General features: G+C 75.0%; 19 protein-coding genes and 1 tRNA gene. 15 read left to right on the forward strand and 5 right to left on the reverse strand.

Annotated elements, in window-relative coordinates; translation table 11 throughout:
* The first annotated feature begins 201 nt into the window (after positions 1-201).
* From mfd to ACI784_RS04355, 4 genes are all read left to right on the forward strand, one after another.
* Positions 202-3,741, forward strand: coding sequence for a transcription-repair coupling factor (gene mfd, locus ACI784_RS04340; RefSeq protein ID WP_457012598.1), 3,540 nt, complete (start codon positions 202-204; stop codon positions 3,739-3,741).
* 187 nt (positions 3,742-3,928) lie between these two features.
* A complete protein-coding gene (locus ACI784_RS04345) occupies positions 3,929-4,933 on the forward strand; it encodes a SurA N-terminal domain-containing protein (RefSeq protein ID WP_457012599.1) in 1,005 nt (334 codons plus the stop codon).
* A 4-nt stretch (positions 4,934-4,937) separates the two neighbouring features.
* On the forward strand, positions 4,938-5,864 hold the full coding sequence (locus ACI784_RS04350) for a MazG family protein (RefSeq protein WP_456921654.1): 927 nt from the start codon (positions 4,938-4,940) through the stop codon (positions 5,862-5,864).
* Between the two features lie 79 nt (positions 5,865-5,943).
* Entirely contained in the window at positions 5,944-6,129 is a 186-nt protein-coding gene (locus ACI784_RS04355) for a hypothetical protein (RefSeq protein ID WP_456921655.1), read from the forward strand.
* Between the two features lie 45 nt (positions 6,130-6,174).
* On the opposite strand, the gene ACI784_RS04360 is transcribed toward ACI784_RS04355, so the two are convergent.
* On the reverse strand, positions 6,175-6,732 hold the full coding sequence (locus ACI784_RS04360; protein ID WP_456921656.1) for a dihydrofolate reductase family protein: 558 nt from the start codon (positions 6,730-6,732) through the stop codon (positions 6,175-6,177).
* A gap of 187 nt (positions 6,733-6,919) precedes the next feature.
* Here ACI784_RS04360 and eno point away from each other — a divergent pair, with 187 nt between their 5' ends.
* Genes eno through ACI784_RS04380 form a run of 4 tightly spaced genes read left to right on the forward strand, consistent with a single transcriptional unit; the run spans position 6,920 to position 10,314 of the window.
* Positions 6,920-8,200: a phosphopyruvate hydratase gene (eno, locus tag ACI784_RS04365; RefSeq protein WP_456921657.1), complete on the forward strand. Its 1,281-nt coding sequence runs from the start codon at positions 6,920-6,922 to the stop codon at positions 8,198-8,200.
* A gap of 13 nt (positions 8,201-8,213) precedes the next feature.
* Positions 8,214-8,789 (forward strand): septum formation initiator family protein, encoded by a 576-nt coding sequence (locus ACI784_RS04370; protein WP_457012601.1) that lies wholly within the window; start codon positions 8,214-8,216, stop codon positions 8,787-8,789.
* Positions 8,786-9,367 (forward strand): DUF501 domain-containing protein, encoded by a 582-nt coding sequence (locus ACI784_RS04375; protein ID WP_457012602.1) that lies wholly within the window; start codon positions 8,786-8,788, stop codon positions 9,365-9,367. The genes ACI784_RS04370 and ACI784_RS04375 overlap by 4 nt, the downstream gene beginning before the upstream one ends.
* Positions 9,364-10,314: a Ppx/GppA phosphatase family protein gene (locus tag ACI784_RS04380; protein WP_457012603.1), complete on the forward strand. Its 951-nt coding sequence runs from the start codon at positions 9,364-9,366 to the stop codon at positions 10,312-10,314. The genes ACI784_RS04375 and ACI784_RS04380 overlap by 4 nt, the downstream gene beginning before the upstream one ends.
* 7 nt (positions 10,315-10,321) lie before the next feature.
* Here the strand turns inward: ACI784_RS04380 and ACI784_RS04385 are convergent, their stop codons facing one another.
* A complete protein-coding gene (locus tag ACI784_RS04385) occupies positions 10,322-10,624 on the reverse strand; it encodes a DUF4235 domain-containing protein (RefSeq protein WP_456921661.1) in 303 nt (100 codons plus the stop codon).
* A 59-nt stretch (positions 10,625-10,683) separates the two neighbouring features.
* Between ACI784_RS04385 and ACI784_RS04390 the strand changes: the two genes are divergently transcribed.
* From ACI784_RS04390 to ACI784_RS04415, 6 genes are all read left to right on the forward strand, one after another.
* Complete coding sequence (locus tag ACI784_RS04390) at positions 10,684-11,469, forward strand: uracil-DNA glycosylase (RefSeq protein WP_457012604.1); 786 nt, start codon at positions 10,684-10,686, stop codon at positions 11,467-11,469.
* Between the two features lie 9 nt (positions 11,470-11,478).
* Positions 11,479-12,858 (forward strand): NAD(P)/FAD-dependent oxidoreductase, encoded by a 1,380-nt coding sequence (locus ACI784_RS04395; RefSeq protein ID WP_457012605.1) that lies wholly within the window; start codon positions 11,479-11,481, stop codon positions 12,856-12,858.
* 33 nt (positions 12,859-12,891) lie between these two features.
* A tRNA-Leu gene (locus ACI784_RS04400) sits at positions 12,892-12,965 on the forward strand.
* A gap of 204 nt (positions 12,966-13,169) precedes the next feature.
* Positions 13,170-14,792, forward strand: coding sequence for a zinc ribbon domain-containing protein (locus ACI784_RS04405; RefSeq protein ID WP_457012606.1), 1,623 nt, complete (start codon positions 13,170-13,172; stop codon positions 14,790-14,792).
* Position 14,793: 1 nt separating this feature from the next.
* Positions 14,794-16,308 carry a serine/threonine-protein kinase gene (locus ACI784_RS04410; protein ID WP_456921665.1) on the forward strand — a complete coding sequence of 505 codons (1,515 nt, stop codon included), beginning with the start codon at positions 14,794-14,796 and terminating at the stop codon, positions 16,306-16,308.
* Between the two features lie 13 nt (positions 16,309-16,321).
* A complete protein-coding gene (locus ACI784_RS04415) occupies positions 16,322-18,613 on the forward strand; it encodes an FHA domain-containing protein (RefSeq protein WP_457012607.1) in 2,292 nt (763 codons plus the stop codon).
* Positions 18,614-18,622: 9 nt separating this feature from the next.
* Here the strand turns inward: ACI784_RS04415 and ACI784_RS04420 are convergent, their stop codons facing one another.
* Together ACI784_RS04420 and ACI784_RS04425 are read right to left on the reverse strand one after the other, a co-directional pair.
* A complete protein-coding gene (locus tag ACI784_RS04420) occupies positions 18,623-19,249 on the reverse strand; it encodes an FHA domain-containing protein (RefSeq protein WP_457012608.1) in 627 nt (208 codons plus the stop codon).
* 87 nt (positions 19,250-19,336) lie between these two features.
* Complete coding sequence (locus ACI784_RS04425; protein ID WP_456921668.1) at positions 19,337-19,858, reverse strand: hypothetical protein; 522 nt, start codon at positions 19,856-19,858, stop codon at positions 19,337-19,339.
* A gap of 294 nt (positions 19,859-20,152) precedes the next feature.
* On the opposite strand from ACI784_RS04425, the gene ACI784_RS04430 reads away from it, so the two are divergent.
* Complete coding sequence (locus ACI784_RS04430) at positions 20,153-20,992, forward strand: Bax inhibitor-1/YccA family membrane protein (protein ID WP_457012609.1); 840 nt, start codon at positions 20,153-20,155, stop codon at positions 20,990-20,992.
* Positions 20,993-21,160: 168 nt separating this feature from the next.
* Here ACI784_RS04430 and ACI784_RS04435 read toward each other — a convergent pair whose 3' ends face one another.
* Positions 21,161-22,381 (reverse strand): acetyl-CoA C-acetyltransferase, encoded by a 1,221-nt coding sequence (locus ACI784_RS04435; protein ID WP_457012610.1) that lies wholly within the window; start codon positions 22,379-22,381, stop codon positions 21,161-21,163.
* Positions 22,382-22,465: the final 84 nt, after the last annotated feature.

Here is a 22,465-nt window from a genome sequence, read left to right on the forward strand (position 1 = left end):
TCGCAGGTACTCCGGGGGCGACAGTAGGTCCGGGGCGCCTCCGGGCAGGTCGCCCGGACGGGGAGGCTCACTCGATCGGGCGTGCGCCGTGGTGACGCCCCGTGACGGCGGCGGGGGTGCGGTCCCGGGACTAACCTGGGGGTCCGGCCCCCCGCGCACCCGGCGCGACGTGCGTGGCCCGAAGTCTCAGGAGACGGTCTCGTGACCTTGCGCGGCGTGCTCGACGTCGTCCTCACCGACCCCGGCATGGCCCGCGTGGTGGCCGCCGCGGGGAACGCCGAACTGGCGGTCACCGCCCCGCCGCCGGTGCAGCCGCTGGTCGCCGCCGCGCTGGCGGCGGCGGGCGGGGAGGGCGGCGTCCCCGTCCTGGTCGTGACGGCGGGGGAGCGGGACGCCGACGCCGTCGCCGACCAGCTGCGCTGCTTCCTCCCGGACCGGCGCACCGAGGTGTTCCCCGCCTGGGAGACGCTGCCCCACGAGCGGCTCTCCCCGCGCGCGGACACCGTCGGCCGCCGGCTGGCGGTGCTGCGCGACCTCACGCACCCGGGCGTGGGCGGCGCGATCGACGTGCTGGTCGCGCCGGTGCGCAGCGTGCTGCAGCCGCTCGCGCCGGGGCTGGGCGACCTCGTCCCGGTGGAGCTGGAGCCGGGGGACTCCGCGGAGCTCGACGACGTCGCGCAGGCGCTGACCGACGCCGCGTACACCCGCGTCGAGCTGGTCGAGAAGCGCGGCGAGTTCGCCGTCCGCGGCGGGCTGGTCGACGTCTTCCCACCGACCGAGCCGCACCCCGTGCGCGTGGAGTTCTGGGGCGACGAGGTCGAGGAGCTGCGCTACTTCTCCGCGGCCGACCAGCGCTCCCTCGACGAGCGGCCCGAGCGGCTGTGGGCCCCGCCGTGCCGCGAGCTGCTGCTCACCACCGAGGTGCGTGAGCGGGCGGCTGCGCTGGCCGTGGAGCGCCCCGGGCTGCTGGAGATCCTCGGCAAGCTCGCCGAGGGGATCGCCGTCGAGGGCATGGAGTCGCTGACCCCGGCCCTGATCGGCGGCCAGCACATGGACCTCCTCACCGACCTCGTGCCGCGCGGCACCCACGTGCTGGTCTGCGACCCCGAGCGGGTGCGCAGCCGTGCCGCCGACCTGGTCCGCACCGCCGAGGAGTTCCTCGCCGCGTCGTGGGCCACCGCCGCCGAGGCAGGGGAGGCGCCGCTGGACCTCGGTGCGTCGTCCTTCCGCGACCTGGCCGACGTCGAGACCGCCGCCCGCGGCCGGGGTCTGCCGTGGTGGAGCACCGGCGCGTTCACCCTGGCGATCGAGGACGACGACACGCACGTCGCCCTCGACGCGGCCACCGTCGACCGCTTCTCCGGCGACGTGCCGCGCGCCATCGACCAGCTGCGCACGTGGTCGCGGGCCGGCTGGCAGCTGGTCGTCACCTTCGCCGGCCCGGGCCCCGCCCAGCGCGCCGCCGACCAGTTCGCCGAGGCCGACCTCGGCGCCCGGCTGGTGCCCGACATCGCGACCGCCCCCGAGCCGCGGCTGACCCACGTCACCCAGGGCAACCTGGAGGCCGGGTTCGCCTTCCCCGGCGTGGGCCTCGCGCTGCTCACCGAGCACGACCTCACCGGGCAGCGCGGCACCTCGATGCGCGACGCGGTCAAGATGCCGGCCCGCCGGCGCAACGCCGTCGACCTGGTGCAGCTGCAGCCCGGCGACCTCGTCGTCCACGAGCACCACGGCATCGGCCGCTACATCGAGATGGTCAGCCGCACCGTCAACGGCGGGCAGCGCGACTACCTGATCGTCGAGTACGCGCCGTCCAAGCGGAACCAGCCGCCGGACCGGCTGTTCGTGCCCACCGACGCCCTCGACCAGCTGACCCGCTACGTCGGCGGCGAGGCCCCGGCGCTGTCCAAGCTCGGCGGCGCCGACTGGCAGAAGACCAAGGGGCAGGCGCGCCGGGCGGTCAAGCAGATCGCCGCGGAGCTGATCCGGCTCTACTCGGCGCGGATGGCCACCCAGGGGCACGCGTTCGGCCCGGACACGGTCTGGCAGCGCGAGCTGGAGGACGCCTTCCCGTTCCACGAGACCCCCGACCAGCTGGCCGCGATCGACGAGGTCAAGGCCGACATGCAGAACCCGGTCCCGATGGACCGGATCATCTGCGGCGACGTCGGCTACGGGAAGACCGAGATCGCCGTCCGGGCGGCGTTCAAGGCGGTGCAGGACGGCAAGCAGGTCGCCGTCCTCGTGCCGACGACGCTGCTGGCCAACCAGCACTTCAAGACCTTCTCCGAGCGGATGGCGCAGTTCCCGGTGACGGTGAAGGCGCTGTCCCGGTTCCAGTCCGACGCCGAGAGCGCCGAGACGCTGCGCCAGCTGGCGGCAGGGGAGGTCGACGTCCTGGTCGGCACCCACCGGCTGCTGCAGCCGACCACCCGGTTCAAGGACCTCGGCCTGGTCATCGTCGACGAGGAGCAGCGCTTCGGCGTCGAGCACAAGGAGTACCTGAAGACGATGCGGACGGCGGTCGACGTCCTGTCGATGTCGGCCACCCCGATCCCGCGCACCCTGGAGATGTCGCTGACCGGCATCCGCGAGATGTCGACGATCCTGACCCCGCCGGAGGAGCGGCACCCGGTGCTGACCTACGTCGGCGCCTGGGACGACAAGCAGATGGCCGCGGCCATCCGCCGCGAGCTGCTGCGCGACGGCCAGGTGTTCGTGATCCACAACCGGGTGCAGTCGATCGACAAGGCCGCGGCGAAGATCCGCAACCTGGTGCCCGAGGCCCGCGTCGCCGTCGGCCACGGGCAGATGAAGGAGCACGAGCTCGAGCGGATCATGGTCGGCTTCTGGGAGAAGGAGTACGACGTCCTGGTCGCGACGACGATCGTCGAGTCGGGCCTGGACATCCCCAACGCCAACACCCTGATCGTCGACCGCGCCGACACCTTCGGCCTGTCCCAGCTGCACCAGATCCGCGGCCGCGTCGGCCGTGGCCGCGAGCGGGCCTACGCCTACTTCACCTACGACCCGTCGCGCCCCCTGACCGAGACGTCCGTGGACCGGCTGACCACGATCGCGCACAACACCGACCTGGGCGCCGGCATGGCGGTGGCGATGAAGGACCTCGAGATCCGCGGCTCGGGCAACCTGCTCGGTGGCGAGCAGTCCGGGCACATCGCCGGCGTCGGGTTCGACCTGTACGTGCGGCTGGTCGGCGAGGCGGTGGCCGACTACCGCGCCCAGGTCACCGGCGAGGAGGCCCCGGCCGAGCCGGCCGAGGTGCGGGTGGACCTGCCGGTGGACGCGCACCTGCCGCACGACTACGTGCCCGGCGAGCGGCTGCGGATGGAGGCCTACCGGAAGGTCGCCTCCGTCCAGTCCGACGAGCAGGCGCAGGCGGTGCTCGACGAGCTGACCGACCGTTACGGCGCCCCGCCCGCGCCGGTGCTCAACCTGATGGCCGTCGCCCGGTTCCGCGCCGCCGTGCGGAAGTGGGGGATCACCGAGGTGTCGATGCAGGGCCGGGCGATCCGGATCTCGCCGGTGCCGCTGCGGGAGTCCCAGCAGATGCGGCTGGCCCGGCTGGCCGACGGCGCGACCTACAAGTCCACCGTCGACACGATCTCCCTCAAGGTGCCGGTCGGCCCGGACCGGCGGACGCCGCTGCGCGACGTGGCGCTGCTGGAGAACCTGCACTCGCTGCTGGCCGCCGTCCTCGAGCAGCCCGTCGCCGCCTGACAGCCGCGGGAGCATCGCAGCGAGCGCCAGCGAGCGAGGAGCGGACCGGGGCGTGGAAGGCGGCTGTGTCGTCGCCGCCTGACAGCCGCGGGAGCATCGCAGCGAGCGGAGTCGGTCGAGTGCGGAACCGCACTCGACCGACTCCGCCTGCGTCGTGCGTCACAGGCGGTGTGGCACCCTCGGCCGCGTGCAGAGCCGTCGCCTGACCGCATCGCTGGCCCTCGGTGTCGTCGCCCTGGCCGGGGTGGCCGGCTGCCGCACGTCGCCCAACGTCGCCGCCTACGTCGGCGACGAGCGGGTCACCGTGGCGCAGCTGCAGACGGCGGTGGACGAGCGGCTGGCCGACCCGGCGCTCGCCGCGGCCACCGAGGGCCGCGAGGACGAGTTCACCCGGCTCGTGCTCACCCGGATGGTCCAGGCCGAGGTCTACGCGCAGGCCGCCGAGGCGTACGGGGTCACGCCGTCCGACGCCGAGGTCCAGACGTTGCTCGACGAGCTGATCGGCGACCAGGACCCCGAGGCGCTCTACAGCCAGGCCGCCGCCCAGGGCGTGGGGCGGACCGACATCTTCGAGACCGTCCGGCAGCAGCTGGTGCGCCAGCGCATCGCGGTGGAGGAAGGGCTCGACGCGGGGCTGACCGAGGAGCAGCTGCGCGCCGACTACGAGGAGGCGCTGCCCTCCCTCTCGCAGGTCTCGCTCGGCTACGTGACCGTGCCCGACCAGGCCGCCGCCGACGCCGCCGTCGCCACGCTGCAGGCCGACCCCTCCGCCTACCCGGCCGTCGCCGCCCAGTACCCGTCGAACACCACCCTCCCGCAGGTGACGCCGCGCGCGGCCGACCAGGTGCCGACCGCGATCGCCGACCAGGTCACCGCGGCCGCCCCGAACAGTGCGTTCACCGTCGCCGTCCCCGAGGTGGGCGGCGTGCTCGTCGTCTTCGTCGGGCAGCCGGTGGCGCCGAGCTTCGAGGAGGCGCGGGGCGACCTGGAGGACGCCGCCGCCTCCGAGGTCGACGACGCCGCGCAGCAGCTGGTCGTCGACGTCCGCGACGACCTCGACATCACCGTCAACCCGCGCTACGGGACGATCGAGGACGGCCAGATCGTCCCGGCCGACGACGGCGTCGTCGACGTCCTCGACGCCGCGGGCGGCACCGGCCCGGCCACCGGTCCGGCGGCTCCCGGAGACTGACCGGGTGCCCGTCGCGCTCGCTGTCACCGTCAGCCCCTCCCTCCCCGGACTGCTCGGTCCCGCCGGCTGGCGGGCGGTGACCGGCGAGCGCGCCGTCGTGGCGCTGCCGGGTGCCGCGGCTGCCGCCGCCGCGCTGCGCGCGGCCGGCTGGGCGGTCGAGGACCTGCCCGACGCCGCCGCGGCGGCGGCCCGCCCCGACGACGTCGTCGCCCTCGTGGCGGGGGAGGACGTCGGCGCCGCCGAGGTGGTCGAGGGAGCGCCCGAGCCGCCCGGCACCCGGCTGCTCGACGTCGTCACCGTGATGGACCGGCTGCGCTCACCCGGCGGCTGCCCGTGGGACGCCGAGCAGACCCACGCCTCGCTGCGCGGTTACCTGCTGGAGGAGGCGCACGAGGCCTACGACGCGATCGTGGACGACGACGCCGCGGCGATGCGCGAGGAGCTCGGCGACGTGCTGCTGCAGGTGGTGTTCCACGCCCGGGTGGCCGCCGAGGCCGGGGCCGACCGCCGGTTCACCGTGGACGAGGTTGCCGGCGACCTGGTCGACAAGCTGGTCCGCCGGCACCCGCACGTGTTCGGGGACGTCGGGAGCGCGGGGCCTCGCCCGGACACAGCGCAGGTCGAGGCCGGCTGGGAGGAGATCAAGAAGGCGGAGAAGCAGCGCCGGTCACCGACCGAGGGCGTCTCCCGCTCCCAGCCGGCCGCGGCGTGGGGCGCGGCGCTCGTGCGCCGGGCCGGCCGGGCGGGGCTGCCCGTCCCCGAGCCGGCCGAGCTGTCCGCCCGCAGCCCGGAGGAGCTGGGGGAGCGGCTGCTGGCCGTGGTGAGCGGCGCTGCCCAGCGCGGGTGGGACGTCGAGGACGCGCTGCGCGAGGCGGTGCGCCGGTACGCGGGCGAGCTGGACGCGGCGGCGGAGGAACGCACCCGGGGATGAGTGCCGGTTTCGACCGGCGGGACGGCGCGTCCGGCGGGATCATCCAGGGGTGGTCACCTCCGGCCGGCCGGGAGCGGGCGTGTCCCGGCACCGCACGTGGATCGCCGTCGCGGTCTTCGTCTGGCTGGTCGGCGGGATCGTCGTGGGTGAGTTCGTCGACGGGCCGTTCGACCCGGTCCGGGTGCTGGTCCACCTCGTGCTCGCCGGCCTGGTGGCCTGGTTCATCGGCTGGCTCTTCCGGGGAGCCGACCGGGACGGGGGCTGACCCGCCCGACCGGGACGGGCGCTGGCCCGCCCCGGTCGGACCCGGTCAGCCGGCGGCCGGCCCGTAGGTCAGGTGCGCCACCCCGTTGCTCAGGCCCTCGGCGCCGCGCAGGGACAGCGGCGTCCGCGGGGCGCCATCGGGGAACAGCCGGATGCCGGTGCCGACGGCCAGCGGGTACACGTACAGGTGCAGCTCGTCGACCAGCCCGTCGGCCAGCAGGGCCCGCACCAGCGTGGCGCTGCCGCTCACGTAGAGGTCGCCGTCCACCTCGCCCTTGAGCGTGCGCAGGCGCTCGGCGTCGTAGCCCCCGACCACCGTGGAGTTGCGCCACACCGACTCGGCGTCGGACAGCGTGGACGAGACGACGTACTTCTGCGTGTCGTTGAAGAAGGGCGCGCCCTCGTCCTCCTCCACGGTCCGGGTCGACCAGGCCGGCGCGAACATCTCGAAGGTGGTGCGGCCCAGCAGGATGCCCGAGGCCGTGCCGGTGAGGGCACCGATCGAGGCGGCGAGGTCCTCGGGGAAGCCGTAGTCCATCGTCCACATGGGGGCGTCGACCACCCCGTCGACGGTGGTGAACTCGTGGACCTTGATCGCGCCCAATGTCTTCTCCTCAGTTGGTCGTCGGCTCTGCGCCGCCGGAACGGTGTCGGAGGAGAGACGATGCCCGACGCCGGTTCTCATCGGTGCGGCGACACAGCGTCAGCGGGCCGTGGCGCCGGGGCAGGGCGGCGGGGGCGTCCACGCGCGGCGGGTGAGCGCTCCCGGGGTGGCTGGCTAGGCTGCCCCCGTGCCCAGCATCGACGCCGTAGGCGCGCGGGAGATCCTCGACTCGCGCGGAAACCCCACCGTGGAGGTCGAGGTCGCCCTCGACGACGGGACGATCACGCGGGCCGCGGTGCCCAGTGGCGCCTCCACCGGCGCGTTCGAGGCGGTGGAGCTGCGCGACGGCGGTGAGCGCTACGGCGGCAAGGGCGTGACCAAGGCCGTCGACGGCGTCCTCGACGTCATCGGCCCGGAGCTGGTCGGCTACGACGCCAGTGAGCAGCGGCTGGTGGACCAGCGGCTGCTCGACCTCGACGGGACGCCGGACAAGTCCCGCCTCGGCGCCAACGCGCTGCTCGGGGTGAGCCTGGCGGTGGCCAAGGCCGCCGCGGAGTCCGCCGGGCTGCCGCTGTTCCGCTACGTCGGCGGGCCGTCGTCGCACCTGCTGCCGGTGCCGATGATGAACATCCTCAACGGTGGCGCCCACGCCGACAGCAACGTCGACGTGCAGGAGTTCATGATCGCCCCCATCGGCGCGGCGACCTTCGCCGAGGCGCTGGCCGTGGGCACCGAGACCTACCACGCCCTGAAGTCGGTGCTGAAGGGTCGCGGGCTGTCCACCGGCCTGGGTGACGAGGGCGGCTTCGCCCCCGACCTGCCCAGCAACCGCGACGCGCTGGACCTCATCGCCGAGGCGGTCGAGAAGGCCGGCTACAGCCTGGGAACCGACGTCGCCCTGGCGCTGGACGTGGCCGCCACCGAGTTCCACGCCGACGGCGGCTACGACTTCGAGGGGCAGACCCGCTCGGCGGAGTACCTCACCGACTACTACCGCGAGCTGGTCGACGCCTACCCGATCGTCTCGATCGAGGACCCGCTGTCCGAGGAGGACTGGGACGGCTGGATCGCGCTGACCGCCGCGCTCGGCGACCGCGTGCAGCTGGTCGGCGACGACCTGTTCGTCACCAACCCGGCGCGGCTGGCCGACGGCATCGCCCGCAAGGCGGGCAACGCGCTGCTGGTGAAGGTCAACCAGATCGGCACGCTCACCGAGACCCTCGACGCGGTCAACCTGGCCCACCGCAGCGGCTACCGCTGCATGATGAGCCACCGCTCCGGCGAGACCGAGGACACCACGATCGCCGACCTCGCCGTCGCCACCGACTGCGGGCAGATCAAGACCGGCGCCCCGGCGCGCAGCGAGCGGGTGGCCAAGTACAACCAGCTGCTGCGCATCGAGGAGGAGCTCGACGACGCGGCCCGGTACGCGGGTGCGGCGGCGTTCCCGCGGCTGACCGCCCGATGAGGTCCGCCCGCCGATGAGCGCCGCGCGCGCCCGCCGGGGCGGGCCCGCGCCCACCGGGCGCCGCTCGACCGGGCGGCCGATCACCCATGCCGCCTCCCGACCGGTCCCGGCCGGCTCCCGCTCCGGCGCGGGCAGCCGGCCGGAGGCGCGGCGACCGGGTCGCCGCACCCCGCGGACCGCGGCGGCGCCGGGCACGCCCCGGCGGCCGCTGTTCACCGGCCGGGCGGTGGTGCTCGGCGGGCTGGTGCTGCTGCTGGCCCTCACCCTCGCCGGGCCGGTCCGCCAGTACCTCGCCGGGCGGGCGGAGCTGACCCGGCTGGCCGCCGAGGGCGTCGAGCTCGACCAGCGCATCGAGGACCTGCAGGACCAGCTCGAGCGCCAGGGCGACCCGGCCTTCATCGCGCGCGAGGCACGGGAGCGGCTGACCTACGTGCTCCCTGGCGACCGCCTCGTCGTCGTGGTGGACGGCGACGCGGTCGAGGGGGACGCCGGCACCGTGCCCGAGCCGGACGACGGCGAACGGCCCTGGTACGACGCGCTGCTGCAGTCGGTCGCGGAGGCCGACGGCGACGAGGAGTCGAGCGAGTGAAGGAACCGGTCACCCCGGCGGAGCGGGAGGTCGTCGCCCGCCAGCTGGGCCGGCCGCCGCGTGCGGTGCACGCCGTGGCCCACCGCTGCCCGTGCGGGCAGCCCGACGTCGTGGAGACCTCCCCGCGGCTGGAGGACGGCACCCCGTTCCCGACGCTGTACTACCTGACCTGCCCGCGGGCCAACGCCGCCGCCAGCCGGCTGGAGTCGGCCGGCCGGATGCGGGAGTGGCAGGACGAGCTGGCCACCGACCCGGAGCTCGCCGCGCGGTACCGCGCCGCCCACGAGGCCTACCTCGCCGAGCGCGACGCCCTGGGCGTGCTGCCCACCCGCAACACCGCCGGCGGCATGCCCGACCGCGTCAAGTGCCTGCACGCGCTGGCCGGCCACGCGCTGGCCGCCGGGCCGGGCGTCAACCCCATCGGCGACCGCGCGGTGGCCGAGATGGGGGAGTGGTGGGCGAACGGGCCCTGCGCGCAGGATCGCGAGGACGACGGCCGAGCGAGCATCGCAGGGAGCGCCAGCGACCGAGGAGCGGAACGAGCCAGGAGTCGAGCCGTGGGCGAGGAGCCGCGGTGACCCGGGTCGCCGCGATCGACTGCGGCACCAACTCCATCCGCCTGCTGGTCGCCGACGTCCCCCCGGAGGGGCCGCACACCGACCTGCTGCGCCGGATGGAGGTGGTCCGCCTCGGCCAGGGCGTCGACGCCACCGGCCGGCTGGCGCCCGAGGCGATCGAGCGCACCCGCGTCGTGCTGGCCGAGTACGCGGCCCAGGCGCGCGAGCTGGGCGCCACGGCGGTGCGGATGGTGGCGACCAGCGCCAGCCGGGACGCCGCCAACCGCGGGGACTTCGAGGCGATGGTCGTCGCCACCCTCGGCCAGCTGCCCGACGTCGTCGCCGGGGACGAGGAGGCGCGGCTGTCGTTCCTGGGGGCCACCGCCTCGCTGGACGCCGCGGTCGCCGCGCACGGCCAGCCCGCGCCGCACCCGCCGTACCTGGTGGTCGACATCGGCGGCGGGTCGACCGAGTTCGTGCTCGGCGACGCCGGCGGGGTGCGCGCGGCCCGCTCGGTCGACGTCGGCTGCGTCCGGCTGACCGAGCGGCACCTGCACGGTGACCCGCCCACCGCGGACGAGATCCAGCGCGCGGAGGCCGACATCCGCGCCGCACTGGCCGACGTCGTGGCCACGGTGCCGGTACACGAGGCGGCCACGCTGGTCGGGCTGGCCGGCTCGGTGACGACGGTCGCGGCGCTGGCGCTGCGCCTGCCCGCCTACGACCCGGTGGCCATCCACGGCTCGCGGATCCCGGTGGCCGGCGTCCGCTCGGTGACCGCCGGCCTGCTCACCGCCACCCGGGAGCGGCGGGCCCGGGAGGCGGTCATGCACCCCGGCCGGGTCGACGTCATCGGCGCCGGCTCACTCATCCTGCGGGTGATCATGGACGCCTTCGCCCTCGACGACGTCGTGGTCAGCGAGCACGACATCCTCGACGGCATCGCCCTGCAGGTGGCCCGCGGCTGAACCGGGCTCAGGTGGTGCCCTGGTTGATCCCCGGGGGCAGCTTGCCGGTCAGCTTCTCGTAGCTGGCCGCGGCGCCGCGGGCGGCCGCGAGGCGCCCGGCGGCGACGGCGAGCCCGGAGACGCCGGCCCAGGCCAGCGCCTCGGGCCAGCTGACCCCCGGCGCCGCGGGGTTCTTGGGCGGTGTCGTCCCGCGCACGCCGAACCAGGCGGCGTCGGTGAGCTTCCGGACGGCGATCCCCGCCGGCACCGCGAAACCCGCCGACAGCAGCTTCCAGCTGAGCGGGGCCTTCTGCTTCTTCTTCCTGGCCACGACGGTGATCATGCCGGGGTCGGCGTCGGCACGCAGGGCGCGGGTGGTTCCCTGACGGGGTGGCGACCGACGCGGCCGGCTTCCCGGTGACCCGAACCCCCGCCGGCGTCGCCCGTTCGGCGCGCAGCACCCGCGACCTCGCCGTCCTCGACGCCCGGGTCTCCGGCTGCCGGGCCTGCCCCCGTCTGGTGGCCTGGCGGGAGGAGGTCGCCCGGGTGAAGCGGGCGTCGTTCCGCGACGAGGACTACTGGGGCCGTCCGGTGCCGGGGCTCGGCCCGGCGGACGCCCGGATCGCCGTCGTCGGGCTGGCGCCGGCCGCGCACGGCGGCAACCGCACCGGCCGGGTGTTCACCGGCGACCGCAGCGGGGACTGGATCTTCGCCGCCCTGTGGCGGGCGGGGCTGGCCAGCCAGCCGACGTCCACGCACGTCGGCGACGGGCTCGAGCTGACCGGCGTCCGGGTGGCCGCGGCCGTGCGCTGCGCGCCGCCGGCGAACGCGCCGACGCCGGAGGAGCGCGACACCTGCTCACCGTGGCTGGCGCGGGAGCTGGCGCTGCTGCCGGAGCTGCGGGTCGTCGTCGTGCTCGGCGGGTTCGGCTGGACGGCGCTGTGGCCGGTGCTGGCCGAGGCCGGCTACCGGCTGCCGCGGCCCCGGCCGGCGTTCGGGCACGGGGTCGAGGTGACCCTCGAGGGGCCGCGCGGCCCGCTCACCCTGCTGGGCAGCTACCACGTCAGCCAGCAGAACACCTTCACCGGCAAGCTCACCGAGCCGATGCTCGACGCGGTGCTCACCCGGGCCACCGAGCTCGCCGAGGCCCTGCCGGGAGAGGTGCCGCGGCCCTAGGCTCCCTCCATGGCGCAGCGTCCGGTCGTCCTGGTCGTGGGTGGCGGTTACGTCGGCCTCTACACCGCCCTGCGGCTGCAGAAGAAGCTCTCCCGCGGGAGGGCGGAGATCGTCGTGGTCGATCCGCAGCCGCACATGACCTACCAGCCGTTCCTCCCCGAGGCGGCGGCCGGCTCGGTGGAGCCGCGGCACGTCGTGGTGCCCCTGCGGCGCACGCTGCCGCGCTGCCGGGTGATCACCGGCGCGGTCACCGGGCTCTGCCACGCCGAGCGGCGGGCCCGGGTCGCGCCGCTGGAGGGCGATCCGTTCGAGCTCTCCTACGACGTGCTCGTCATGGCGGCCGGGTCGGTGGCGCGCACCCTGCCCATCCCGGGGCTGGCCGAGCACGGCATCGGCTTCAAGAACGTCGGCGAGGCCATCTACCTGCGCAACCACGTGCTCGCCCGGCTGGACGCGGCCAGCTCCACCGACGACCCCGAGGTCCGCCGCCGGGCACTGACCTTCACCTTCGTGGGCGGCGGGTACGCGGGTGTGGAGGCGTTCGCCGAGCTGGAGGACATGGCCCGTTACGCCGTCGAGCACTACTACCCGCGGCTGTCGCCGGCGGACATGCGGTGGGTGCTGGTCGAGGCGATGGGGCGGATCCTGCCCGAGGTCGACCTGGACATGGCCGCGTGGACGGTCAAGCAGCTGACCGCGCGCGGCATGGACGTCCGGCTCAACACCCGCCTGGAGTCGGTGACCGACTGCCACGTCCGGCTCAGCGACGGCGACGAGTTCGACAGCGACACCCTCGTGTGGACGGCGGGCACCAAGCCCAACCCGATGCTGGCCGAGACCGACCTGCCGCTGGACGGCCGCGGCCGGGTCGTCTGCGAGCCGACCCTGCAGGTGCACGGGATGCCCGAGGCCTGGTCGGCCGGCGACCTCGCCGCCGTCCCGGACCTCACCAAGGAGGCCCCGGACGCGACGACGGCGCCCAACGCCCAGCACGCCGTCCGGCAGGCCAAGCGGCTGGCCGACAACATCGTCGCCGTCCTGAACGGCCAGCAGCCGCAGCCCTACCGGCACTCCTACGCCGGCTCGGTGGCCAGCCTCGGCCTGCACAAGGGCGTGGCCCAGGTCTACGGGGTGAAGCTCAAGGGCTGGCCGGCCTGGTTCATGCACCGCACCTACCACGTGAGCCGGGTGCCCACCTTCAACCGGAAGGCCCGTGTGGTGGCCGACTGGACCCTCGCCGCGGTGTTCCGCCGCGAGGTCATCTCCCTCGGTCAGCTGCAGGACCCGCGGCGGGAGTTCGTCGCCGCCGCCAGCACCGGACGGGCCGGCTCGCTGCCGCCGCCGTCGGCGGCCGACCGCGCGCAGTCCCGCCCGGCCCAGGCGTCCTGAGGTCGGTGCCGGTCGGGCTACCGTGCGCTGCGGGCCCCCGTAGCCCAATCGGCAGAGGCAGGCCCCTTAAAAGGGTCCGAGTGTCGGTTCGAACCCGACCGGGGGCACAGCGTGACGACGTGCGCCGCGCGAGTTCCGGAACGCGGGCCCGTCGCCGGTGGCGTCCGGACGGCGGTTGACGCCTGCCGGACACCGGGTCCACGTTCGCGCTGCCCTGAGCTCATCGGGGCCGATGTCGAGCCGAGAGCGAGGCCAGGTCATGGCCCGATCGCGCCCCTCCGACGTCCTCCGTGGTCGGGGGAGGCCCTGAGATGCGCCGGGCAGCGACCCTCGCGGCGGCACTCGCCGCGACCGTGCTGGCGACCTCCCCGGCCACCGCCGCGGACGACGGCGGCGCCGGGCTCGTCAGCGGCGTCGAGGGGACCAAGGCCGCCCTCGTCCGCATCGAGACGTCGGTGATCGCGGAGATCGTGCACATCAACCACTCGACCGGCGAGGTCGACCTGGTACGCGGCCGCTACACCGTCCCGCTGGGTACCGGGACCGGCGTCTTCACCTCCGCGGACGGCGTCATCGTGACCGCCGGTCGCACCGTGGAGGTCGATCCGGACGTGGTGTCCGTGTCGGCGGCCAACCAGCTGTTCACCGACCAGCTGGGCCTCACGCTCGTCGGCAACGACGGGGACACGGCGCGGCGCGCGACCGCCACCGACCAGTTCTGGAACGCCCACCTGCAGCACTGCTACGACCGCGTCGAGCACTGCGTCCAGTTCACCGTCACCGAGTACACCGTCATCCCGCACACCGGCACCCCGACCCGCGCCCAGGCCGACCTGATCGGTCAGCCCGACGGGCCGGGCGGCGTCGCCGTCCTGCGCATCAGCGGCGGTGGCGGGACGCCGACCGCGGAGCTCGCCGCCGACGACGAGAGCGCACCGGCCGACGCCCTGCTCGCCGGGTTCGACCAGCCGCCGGCGCCGGACCAGTCGGCCGCCACCATGCCGGTGCGGGCCGAGGAGGGCACCGACCGGCTGACCGCGGAGGGCGACCTCGCCGCGGCGCTCGCGGCCGGGATGGGCGGCGGCCCGGTCACCGACCCGGACACCGGCCGGCTGGTCGGCCTGGCCACGACCGCGGACGACGGGACGCCGACCCTCGTCCCGGCCGCCGCCGTCCGGACCGCTCTGGACGCCGCCGCGGCACCACCGAGCGCGTCGGCCTTCGACGCCGTGTTCCGCCGCGGGGTCGACCACCTCGCCGGCGGGGCGTCCGGTGGTGCGGCGACCAGCGCGTTCGAGGAGTCACTGACCTACTACGACTCCGCCCTGGCCGCCCAGCACCTGCAGACCGCCCGGGCGCAGGCACCCGGGGAGGGCGGCACCGACGCCAGCGGCGACGACGAGGGGCTGCTCGCCGGCACCACCGGGTGGCTGGTCCTCCTGGGCGCGCTGGTGGTCGCCGCCGTCCTCGCCGCCCTCCTGGTCCGCCGCGGCCGGACCCGGCGGCCCGCCGCGCGGCGTCGCGGAGGCGGGGCCGGGCGACCGGCCCGCACCGGCCGGGACGAACCGGCGCTGCCCGCCACGGCGGCCGCGATGCCCGCCACGACGGCCGGCGGTCAGGTGGCGCCCACCACGGCGGCCGCCACTCCGCGCAGCGGGCGGGGCGCGGGGTCCGACGGGGGGAGCCGGTCACCAGCCGCGGACGCCACGACCGCGGTGCCGCGCGCCACGCCGCCACGGATCGCGCCGGTGGCCGTGCCGCCGCCGGCCCGCGCCGGCAGTGAACCACCGCAGGCGGCCGCGGGCGCGGGCGCCGCCAGGGCCCGGGCGGCCGCGCCGGCGGTCGTGGACGCACCGGGCTTCTGCTCCGACTGCGGGAAGGGACTGCGCGCCGGAGCCCGGTTCTGCGGTGCGTGCGGTGCCCGGGTCGGATGAGATGGCTCTGCCGGAGTCCCTGCTGGAACCCGGCGGGCACTTCGGGAGCTACCTGATCGAGTCGATCGTCGGCCGGGGCGGGATGGGCGTGGTCTACCGGGCCCGCGACACCCGGCTCGACCGGCCGGTGGCGCTCAAGCTGCTGGCGCCCGAGCTCACCGTCAACAGCAACTTCCGCAGCCGGTTCGTCCGGGAGTCACGGCTGGCCGCCGCCGTCGACCACCCCAACATCATCCCGATCTACGAGGCCGGGGACGCCGGGGGCCGGCTGTACCTGGCGATGCGGTTCGTCCGCGGGGTCGACCTGCGCACCGAGCTGGACCGGCGTGGCCCCCTCCCGCTGGACGAGGCGCTGGACGTGCTCGGCCAGACGGCGGCGGCCCTCGACGCCGCCCATGAGGCAGGCCTGGTCCACCGCGACGTGAAGCCGGCCAACATCCTGCTGGCCGAGGCGCCGCCCGGAGGCCACCGGCACGTCTACCTGACCGACTTCGGGCTCACCAAGCGCTCCGCGTCGGAGTCCGGGCTCACCGCCACCGGCCACTTCCTCGGCACGCTGGACTACGTCCCCCCGGAGCAGATCCGGGGAGAGCAGGTGGACGCGCGCGCCGACGTGTACGCCCTCGCCTGCGTCGCCTACGCCGTGCTGGTCGGTCACCCGCCGTTCGACCACGAGGACGAGGCCGCGGTGCTGTGGGCGCACATGTCGACCGAGCCCCCGCCGCCCAGCGCGGAGCGGCCGGACCTCCCGGCCTCGGTCGACCGTGCGCTGGCGGCCGGGCTGGCGAAGGACCGGGACGACCGGCCGGCCACCTGCGGTGAGCTCATGGCCCTCCTGGAGGCCGCCCCGGAGGAGCGGCCGGTGCGGGAGCGGTCCCGTCCGCCGCTGCCGCCGGAGGACCGCGACGGGTCCCGGTGGCCGAGGCGGTCGGTGCTCCTGACGGTGGCCGCGGCGCTGGTGCTCGCCGTGGCCGCCGTGGCCGTCGTCCTGCTGCGCGGCGAGCGGGCGTGGACGACGTTCACCGACCCCGGCGTGCCCTACTCCCTCGACGTCCCCGGGGACTGGGTCGCCCGCACCGACGGCGCCGGGGACAGCACCGTCACGGTCCTCTCGCCGGCGGACCTGTCCGGGCTGTTCGCCGACGACCCCGCCGCGATGGAGGCCGCCGCGGCCGGTGCCGCGGACGACCCGGGGTCGGTCGTCGGGCTGGCCGTCTACCACCGCCCCCGGCTGGGCGGTGGGTCGGCGGCGGTGGTGCTGGAGTCCGCCCGCGCCCTGCTGCCGGGGCAGCAGGCCACGCTGACCCCGCGCGGGACGACGGAGGCCGGCGACCTCGGCGGGCAGCTCATGACCGGCCAGTTCGGGCTCACCGAGGACGCAGCGCTGCAGGTGCGCGTGCTGGTGGTCGACTCCACGCCCCAGCAGTTGCTGGTCTTCTTCGCGCCGCCGTCGGAGTTCGCCGCGCAGTCGGCGACCTTCGACCGGGTGCTCCGATCGCTGCGCAGCACCGGCTGACCCGGAGGCAGGCATGACGCGGACCCCCCACCGACCGACGCAGGACGTCCTGGAGGTCGCGGGCGCGGGCGGGGTGTGGACGTTCCCCCGGTCGCAGCCGGTGGTCGTCGGCCGGGACCCGCGATGCGACGTCCACGTGACCGACGAGCGGGTCAGCGGCATGCACCTGGCCCTGCGCTACGACGCCGACGGCTGGGCGCTGCGCGACCTCGGCAGCCGCAACGGCACGTGGGTCGACGGCGTTCCGCAGCAGCGGGCGCGGGTCGGCCCCGGGCGCGAGGTGAGCGTCCGGGTCGGCGGCGCGGACGGCACCGAGCTGCGGCTGCGTTGCGTGCCGCCCGGCGCGCCCGGCCGTGCGGACGACGGCGCCGGTCGGCGGGTCCTGGTCATCGGTCGCGACCCCGGTTGCGACGTCGTCGTCGCGGACGACCCCGTCCTGTCCCGGCGGCACGCGGCCGTGGACGTCCCGGAGGACGGCACCACCGCCGTCCTCCGGGACCTCGGCAGCTTCAACGGCACCTACCTCAACGGCCGCCGGATCCACGGGGCCGAGCCGGTGCGGCCGGGGGACCGGATCGGCGCCGGCGGGAGCACGTTCGGCTGGGACGGGCGCACCGTCACCCTGCCGGCATCGCGGCGTCCGGCCCTCGACGCCCGGCACCTGACCGTCACGACCCCGCGCGGCACCCGCCTGATGGACGACCTGAGCCTCACGGTGCGGGCGGGGGAGCTGGTGGCGGTCATCGGGCCGTCGGGAGCGGGGAAGTCCACCCTGCTGGGGGCGCTGACGGGGCTGCGTCCCGCCGGTGCCGGCCGGGTGACGTGGGACGGCCGAGACCTCTACGACGAGTACGAGCAGCTGCGGTTCCTGATCGGGCTGGTGCCGCAGGAGGACATCCTGCACCGCCAGCTCACCGTGCGGCGGGCCCTCGACTTCGCCGCCCGCCTGCGACTGCCGCCCGACACCACCGCCGACGAGCGGGCGCAGCGGGTCGGGGAGGTGCTCGAGGAGGTCCGGCTCACCGCGCAGGTCGACCAGCGGATCGACTCGCTGTCCGGCGGGCAGCGCAAGCGGACGTCGATCGCCCTCGAGTTGCTGACCGCGCCGCAGATGCTCTTCCTCGACGAGCCGACCTCCGGCCTGGACCCCGGTCTGGACCGGCAGGTGATGGACGGCCTGCGCGCCCTGGCCGACGCCGGTCGGGTCGTGCTGGTCGTCACGCACAGCGTGCTGGCCCTCGACCGGTGCGACCGGGTCCTGTTGCTCGCGCCCGGCGGCCGGGTGGCGTTCTTCGGGCCCCCCGACCGGCTGCTGCCGTTCTTCGGCGTCCGGGACCACCCGTCGGTCTTCGCCGCCCTCGAGGATCCCGGCTGGGTGGAGCGGTTCGCCGAGTCGACGCTCAAGCACCGCTACGTCGAGCCGACCACCGAAGGCGTGACGCCGTGCCCCGCCGGCACCGCACCGGTGCCGCCGCGGCCAGCACCGCTGCGGCAGCTGGCCACCCTGGTCCGCCGCAACCTGGCGGTCGTGGCCGCGGACCGGTTGTTCCTGGCCTTGCTCGTGGGCATGCCCGTCGTCCTCGCGGTCATGGCGCACGCCTTCCCGGGGGAGGGTGGCCTGTCGATGTCGGCGGCCGGTGGGGACCCGGCGGAGGCACAGCAGCGGATCATCGTGCTGGTCGTCGGTGCCGCCTTGATGGGCTCGGCCCTGGCGGTGCGGGAGCTGGTGGGGGAGCGGCCCATCTACCGCCGCGAGCACGCCGTGGGGCTGTCCCCGACGGTCTACCTGACGGCCAAGGTGCTGGTCGTGGGCGGCTGCGTGACCCTCCAGTCGGTCGCGTTCTGCCTGCTCGCGCTGCTGGGCCTGCCGGGACCGGACGACGGGCTCCTCTTGCCGTGGCCGCGGCTGGAGGTGGCCGCCGCGGTCGCCGCGGTGGGCGTCACCATGACGATCGCCTCGCTGGCGGTGTCGGCGTTCGCGCGGTCGGCCGACCAGACGATGCCGGCGCTGGTGGCGCTGGTCATGGGGCAGCTGGTGTTCTGCGGGGGGCTGTTCCCGCTGGCCGGGCGGACCGGCCTGGAGCAGTTCTCGCTGGTGCTGCCCGCCCGGGCGGGCTACGCGGCGATGGCGGCGACGGTGGGCCTGCAGCCACTCGACGGGCCGCAGCCGGACCGCCTGTTCCGGCCGACCGCCGGTCAGTGGGGGCTGGACATGGGCCTGCTGGCCGCGCAGTCAGCGGTGTTCCTGGCCCTGGCCGCCTGGGGGCTGTCCTGGACCATCCGGCACACCGGCGACGGGCGGTGAGGCCCGCGCTCAGAGGTCGCGATCCCGGACGACTCCGCTCTGCAGTGCCCGCTGGACCAGCCGCAGCCGCTTCTGGTTGTGGGGGAGGTCCTCGACGCCGAACTTGGCGAACAACGTCCGCAGGTGGGTCTTCACGGCGTCCGCGCTGAGGAACAGCTCCGCGGCGATCTGCTGGTTGGTCGCCGGCACGGCGTAGGCGCTGCCGTGCTTGAACGGCCGGCACAGCGCCAGCAGCACCCGGCGCTGGGTCTCCGACAGCGAGGCCGGGGTGGGCAGGACGGCGGCCGCCCGCGTCGACTCGTCACGACGCGGCTCGTACTCCCGGTACTGCAGCAAGGAACCGCCGACCCGGATGCCGTCCCCGGCCCGCAACGTGCACCGCCCGGTCAGCCGTTCGCCGTTGACGTAGGTGCCGTTCCGCGAGAGGCCGTCGTCGGTGATCGTCCAGCGCCCGGCGATCTGCTCCACCGTGGCGTGCAGGCGGGACACCTCGGCGTCCCACGGCAGGGCGAGGTCGTTCTCGGGCGCCCGGCCCACCGTCAGCCGCCGCGCCTCGCCGGTCAGGAGCAGTTCCCGCGTGCGGCCGTCGGCGTCGGTGTACCGCAGCAGCGGGCAGGCCCCGGGCCCCTCGTGCACCGGCACATCGTGCGGTGAGCCGTGCGGCAGGACAAGGGCACGCGGGCCGGCCGGAGGACGCCGGTGTCCTCTGGCCGGCAGGTGGGGTCACAGGGAGCACGCGGTGTCCTGCGAGTTGCCGAAGGCGCCTTCGGTCCAGTACTCGCTGAGCCACTCGCCGACGACCAGCCAGCCGCCGGAGGCGTCCTGCCAGATGTACTCGACGTAGACCGCGTACCGCCCCGCCGGGAAGGCGGCCTGGTAGGTGGCGAAGCCGGAGGTCTGGTCGCCCACGACCAGGGGGTCGAGCAGCAGGTCGCTGGCCAGTTCCCGCCCGGTCGTGAGGTCCCGGACGTGGATCCGGCCGATGGCGCCCGGGACCGGGGACGCCTGCACCCGGACGTCGTGGAGGATCGGGTCGCAGATGGCCAGGGAGTGGACCTGGGTGCCGTGGGGCGTGAGCACGTCCGCACTGGCCGGGGTGGCCGCGCCCAGGAGCCCGGCGGTGACGGCAGCGGCCGCCGCCGCGCGGGCCAGCAGGCGGGGGCGACGACGCCGCCGGGCGGTGCGGGTGGTCGTCGCGTCGTCCGTCGTGGTGCGGGGGGCGGAGGGGGTGCGGTGGAGGCTCATCGGGTTCTCCTCGGGTCCGGGCGGTCGTTCGATCCGCTGCGACCAGCGTCGGGGCCGTCGACGCGCCCCACGAGCACCCCTGGGGGTGGGATCCGCCCACCCTGCGGTGCCGGTCGGGCACCCTTGCGGTCCCGGGTCCCGGTGCCGGCGACGGGCGGGGAGGCCCGTCCTCCACCCCGTCCGGGTGCCCTGCCGGGGATCAGGAACGCAACGCGCCCTCCAGGCGTTGACCTGCTCGAGTGGGTGCAGCACCGTTGGGCCCACGAACCGCCAGGTCACCTCGAGGAGATGACGATGCCCAGCCACAACCCGGTCTTCGGACGGGGCTTCGCGAACGCGGGCGCCGGCAACGGCCAGCAGTCCGCCCAGTGGGGTGCCCCCCAGTACGGCGCGCCGCAGTACGGTGCCCCGACGCAGGACCCGTACGCCGCCCCGGCGCCGTACGCCCGCTCGCCGTACGCGCCGACGACGACCCGCTACATGACGATGGACGACGTCGTCCAGAAGACGGGTCTGTCCTTCCTGGTGACCGTCCTGGCCGCCGCCGCAGTCTGGGCGATGCCCGGGCAGGCCGCGTGGGGTCTGGCGCTGCCGGCCGTCCTGGTCGCGTTCGTCCTCGGCCTGGTGATCTCGTTCAAGCAGATCGCCAACCCGGCCGCCACGCTGGCCTACGGCGCGCTCTACGGTGTCGCGCTCGGCGCCATCAGCGAGGCGTTCAACACGATCTACCCGGGCATCGTCGTCCAGGCGCTGATCGGCACCTTCGGTGTCTTCGCCGGCATGCTCGTCGTCTACAAGACCGGCGCCATCCGGGTCACCCCGAAGCTGACCCGCTGGATCGTCGGCGCGATGTTCGGTGTGCTGGCGCTGGTGCTGGTCAACCTGATCGCCGGTTTCTTCACCCCCGGCGGACTGGGCCTGCGCGACGGCGGCCCGCTCGCCATCCTGTTCAGCGTCGTCGTGATCGGTGTCGCAGCGTTCACGCTGCTGCTGGACTTCGACACGGCTGACGAGGCGATCCGCCGCGGCGCCCCGGCGAAGTTCGCCTGGTTCATCGCCTTCGGTCTGCTCGTGACCGTCGTCTGGCTGTACCTGGAGATCCTGCGGCTGCTGTCCTACCTCCAGGACAACTGAGCACGGGCCCCGCTCCGGCGGGGCCAGCACGAGGCAGTGGCCCGGTCCCCGTGAGGGGGCCGGGCCACTGGCCGTTGGTGGGGCCGTCGCCCCCGCCGCGATCATGGCGCCGTGACCACCCCGGGAGCCCGTCGGGGGTCACGGCGCCATGATCGTCGGGTCGGCCGGTCAGGAGAGCCGCTCCAGCACCATCGCCATGCCCATGCCACCACCGACGCACATGGTCTCCAGGCCGAAGGTCTTGTCCTCGGTCCGCAGGCCGTTGATCAGCGTGCCGGTGATGCGGGCGCCGGTCATGCCGAACGGGTGGCCGACGGCGATCGCCCCGCCGTGCACGTTGAGCCGGTCGATGTCGATGCCCAGGTCGCGGTAGCTCGGGATGACCTGCGCGGCGAACGCCTCGTTGATCTCGACCAGGTCGATGTCGCCGATGCTCATGCCGGCCCGCTGCAGCGCCAGCTTGGAGGCGTCGACCGGCCCGTAGCCCATGATCTCCGGCGACAGGCCGGTGACGGCGGTCGACACGATGCGGGCCAGCGGGGTCAGGCCCAGGTCACGGGCCTTGGTGTCGCTCATGACCACGACCGCGGCCGCGCCGTCGTTGAGCGGGCACGCGTTGCCGGCGGTGACCCGGCCGTCGGGGCGGAACACCGGCTTGAGGGCGGAGATGCCCTCCAGCGTGGTGCCCGGCCGCGGGCCGTCGTCGGTGCTGACGACGGTGCCGTCCGGCGTCGTGACCGGGGTGATCTCCCGCTGCCAGAAGCCGCTCGCGATCGCCTGCTCGGCCAGGTTCTGGCTGCGGACGGCGAACTCGTCCATCTCCTGCCGGGAGACGTCCTTGAGCAGCGCCAGGTTCTCGGCGGTCTGGCCCATCGCGATGTAGATGTCGGGGATCTCGCCGTTCTCCCGGGGGTCGGTCCAGGAGTCGGCGCCGCTCTCGGCGATCTTGGCGACCCGCGCCTCGGCGTCTGTGAACACCGGGTTCTTGGTGTCCGGGTGCGAGTCGCTGCTGCCCTTGGCGAAGCGCGACACCATCTCCACGCCGGCGGAGATGAAGACGTCCCCCTCGCCGGCCTTGATCGCGTGCATCGCCATCCGGGTGGTCTGCAGCGACGACGAGCAGTAGCGGGTGACGGTGGTGCCCGGCAGGTGGTCCATGCCGAGCAGCACGCTCACCACGCGGCCCATGTTGTAGCCCTGCTCGCCGCCGGGCAGGCCGCAGCCGAGGATGAGGTCGTCGATGTCGGTCGCGTCGAGCGCGGGCACCTGGTCCAGCGCCGCGCGCACGATGGTGGCGGTGAGGTCGTCGGGGCGCAGGTCCTTGAGCGAGCCCTTGAACGCGCGGCCGATGGGGGAGCGGGCGGTCGCGACGATGACGGCTTCGGGCATGGGTCCTCCACGATGAGGCGGATCCGACGGTGACGCCGGACGTCGGGTCGGCCCCGAACCTACTCCCCGGTAACGGCCGCTGGG

The sequence above is a fragment of the Geodermatophilus sp. SYSU D01186 genome (assembly GCF_054050215.1).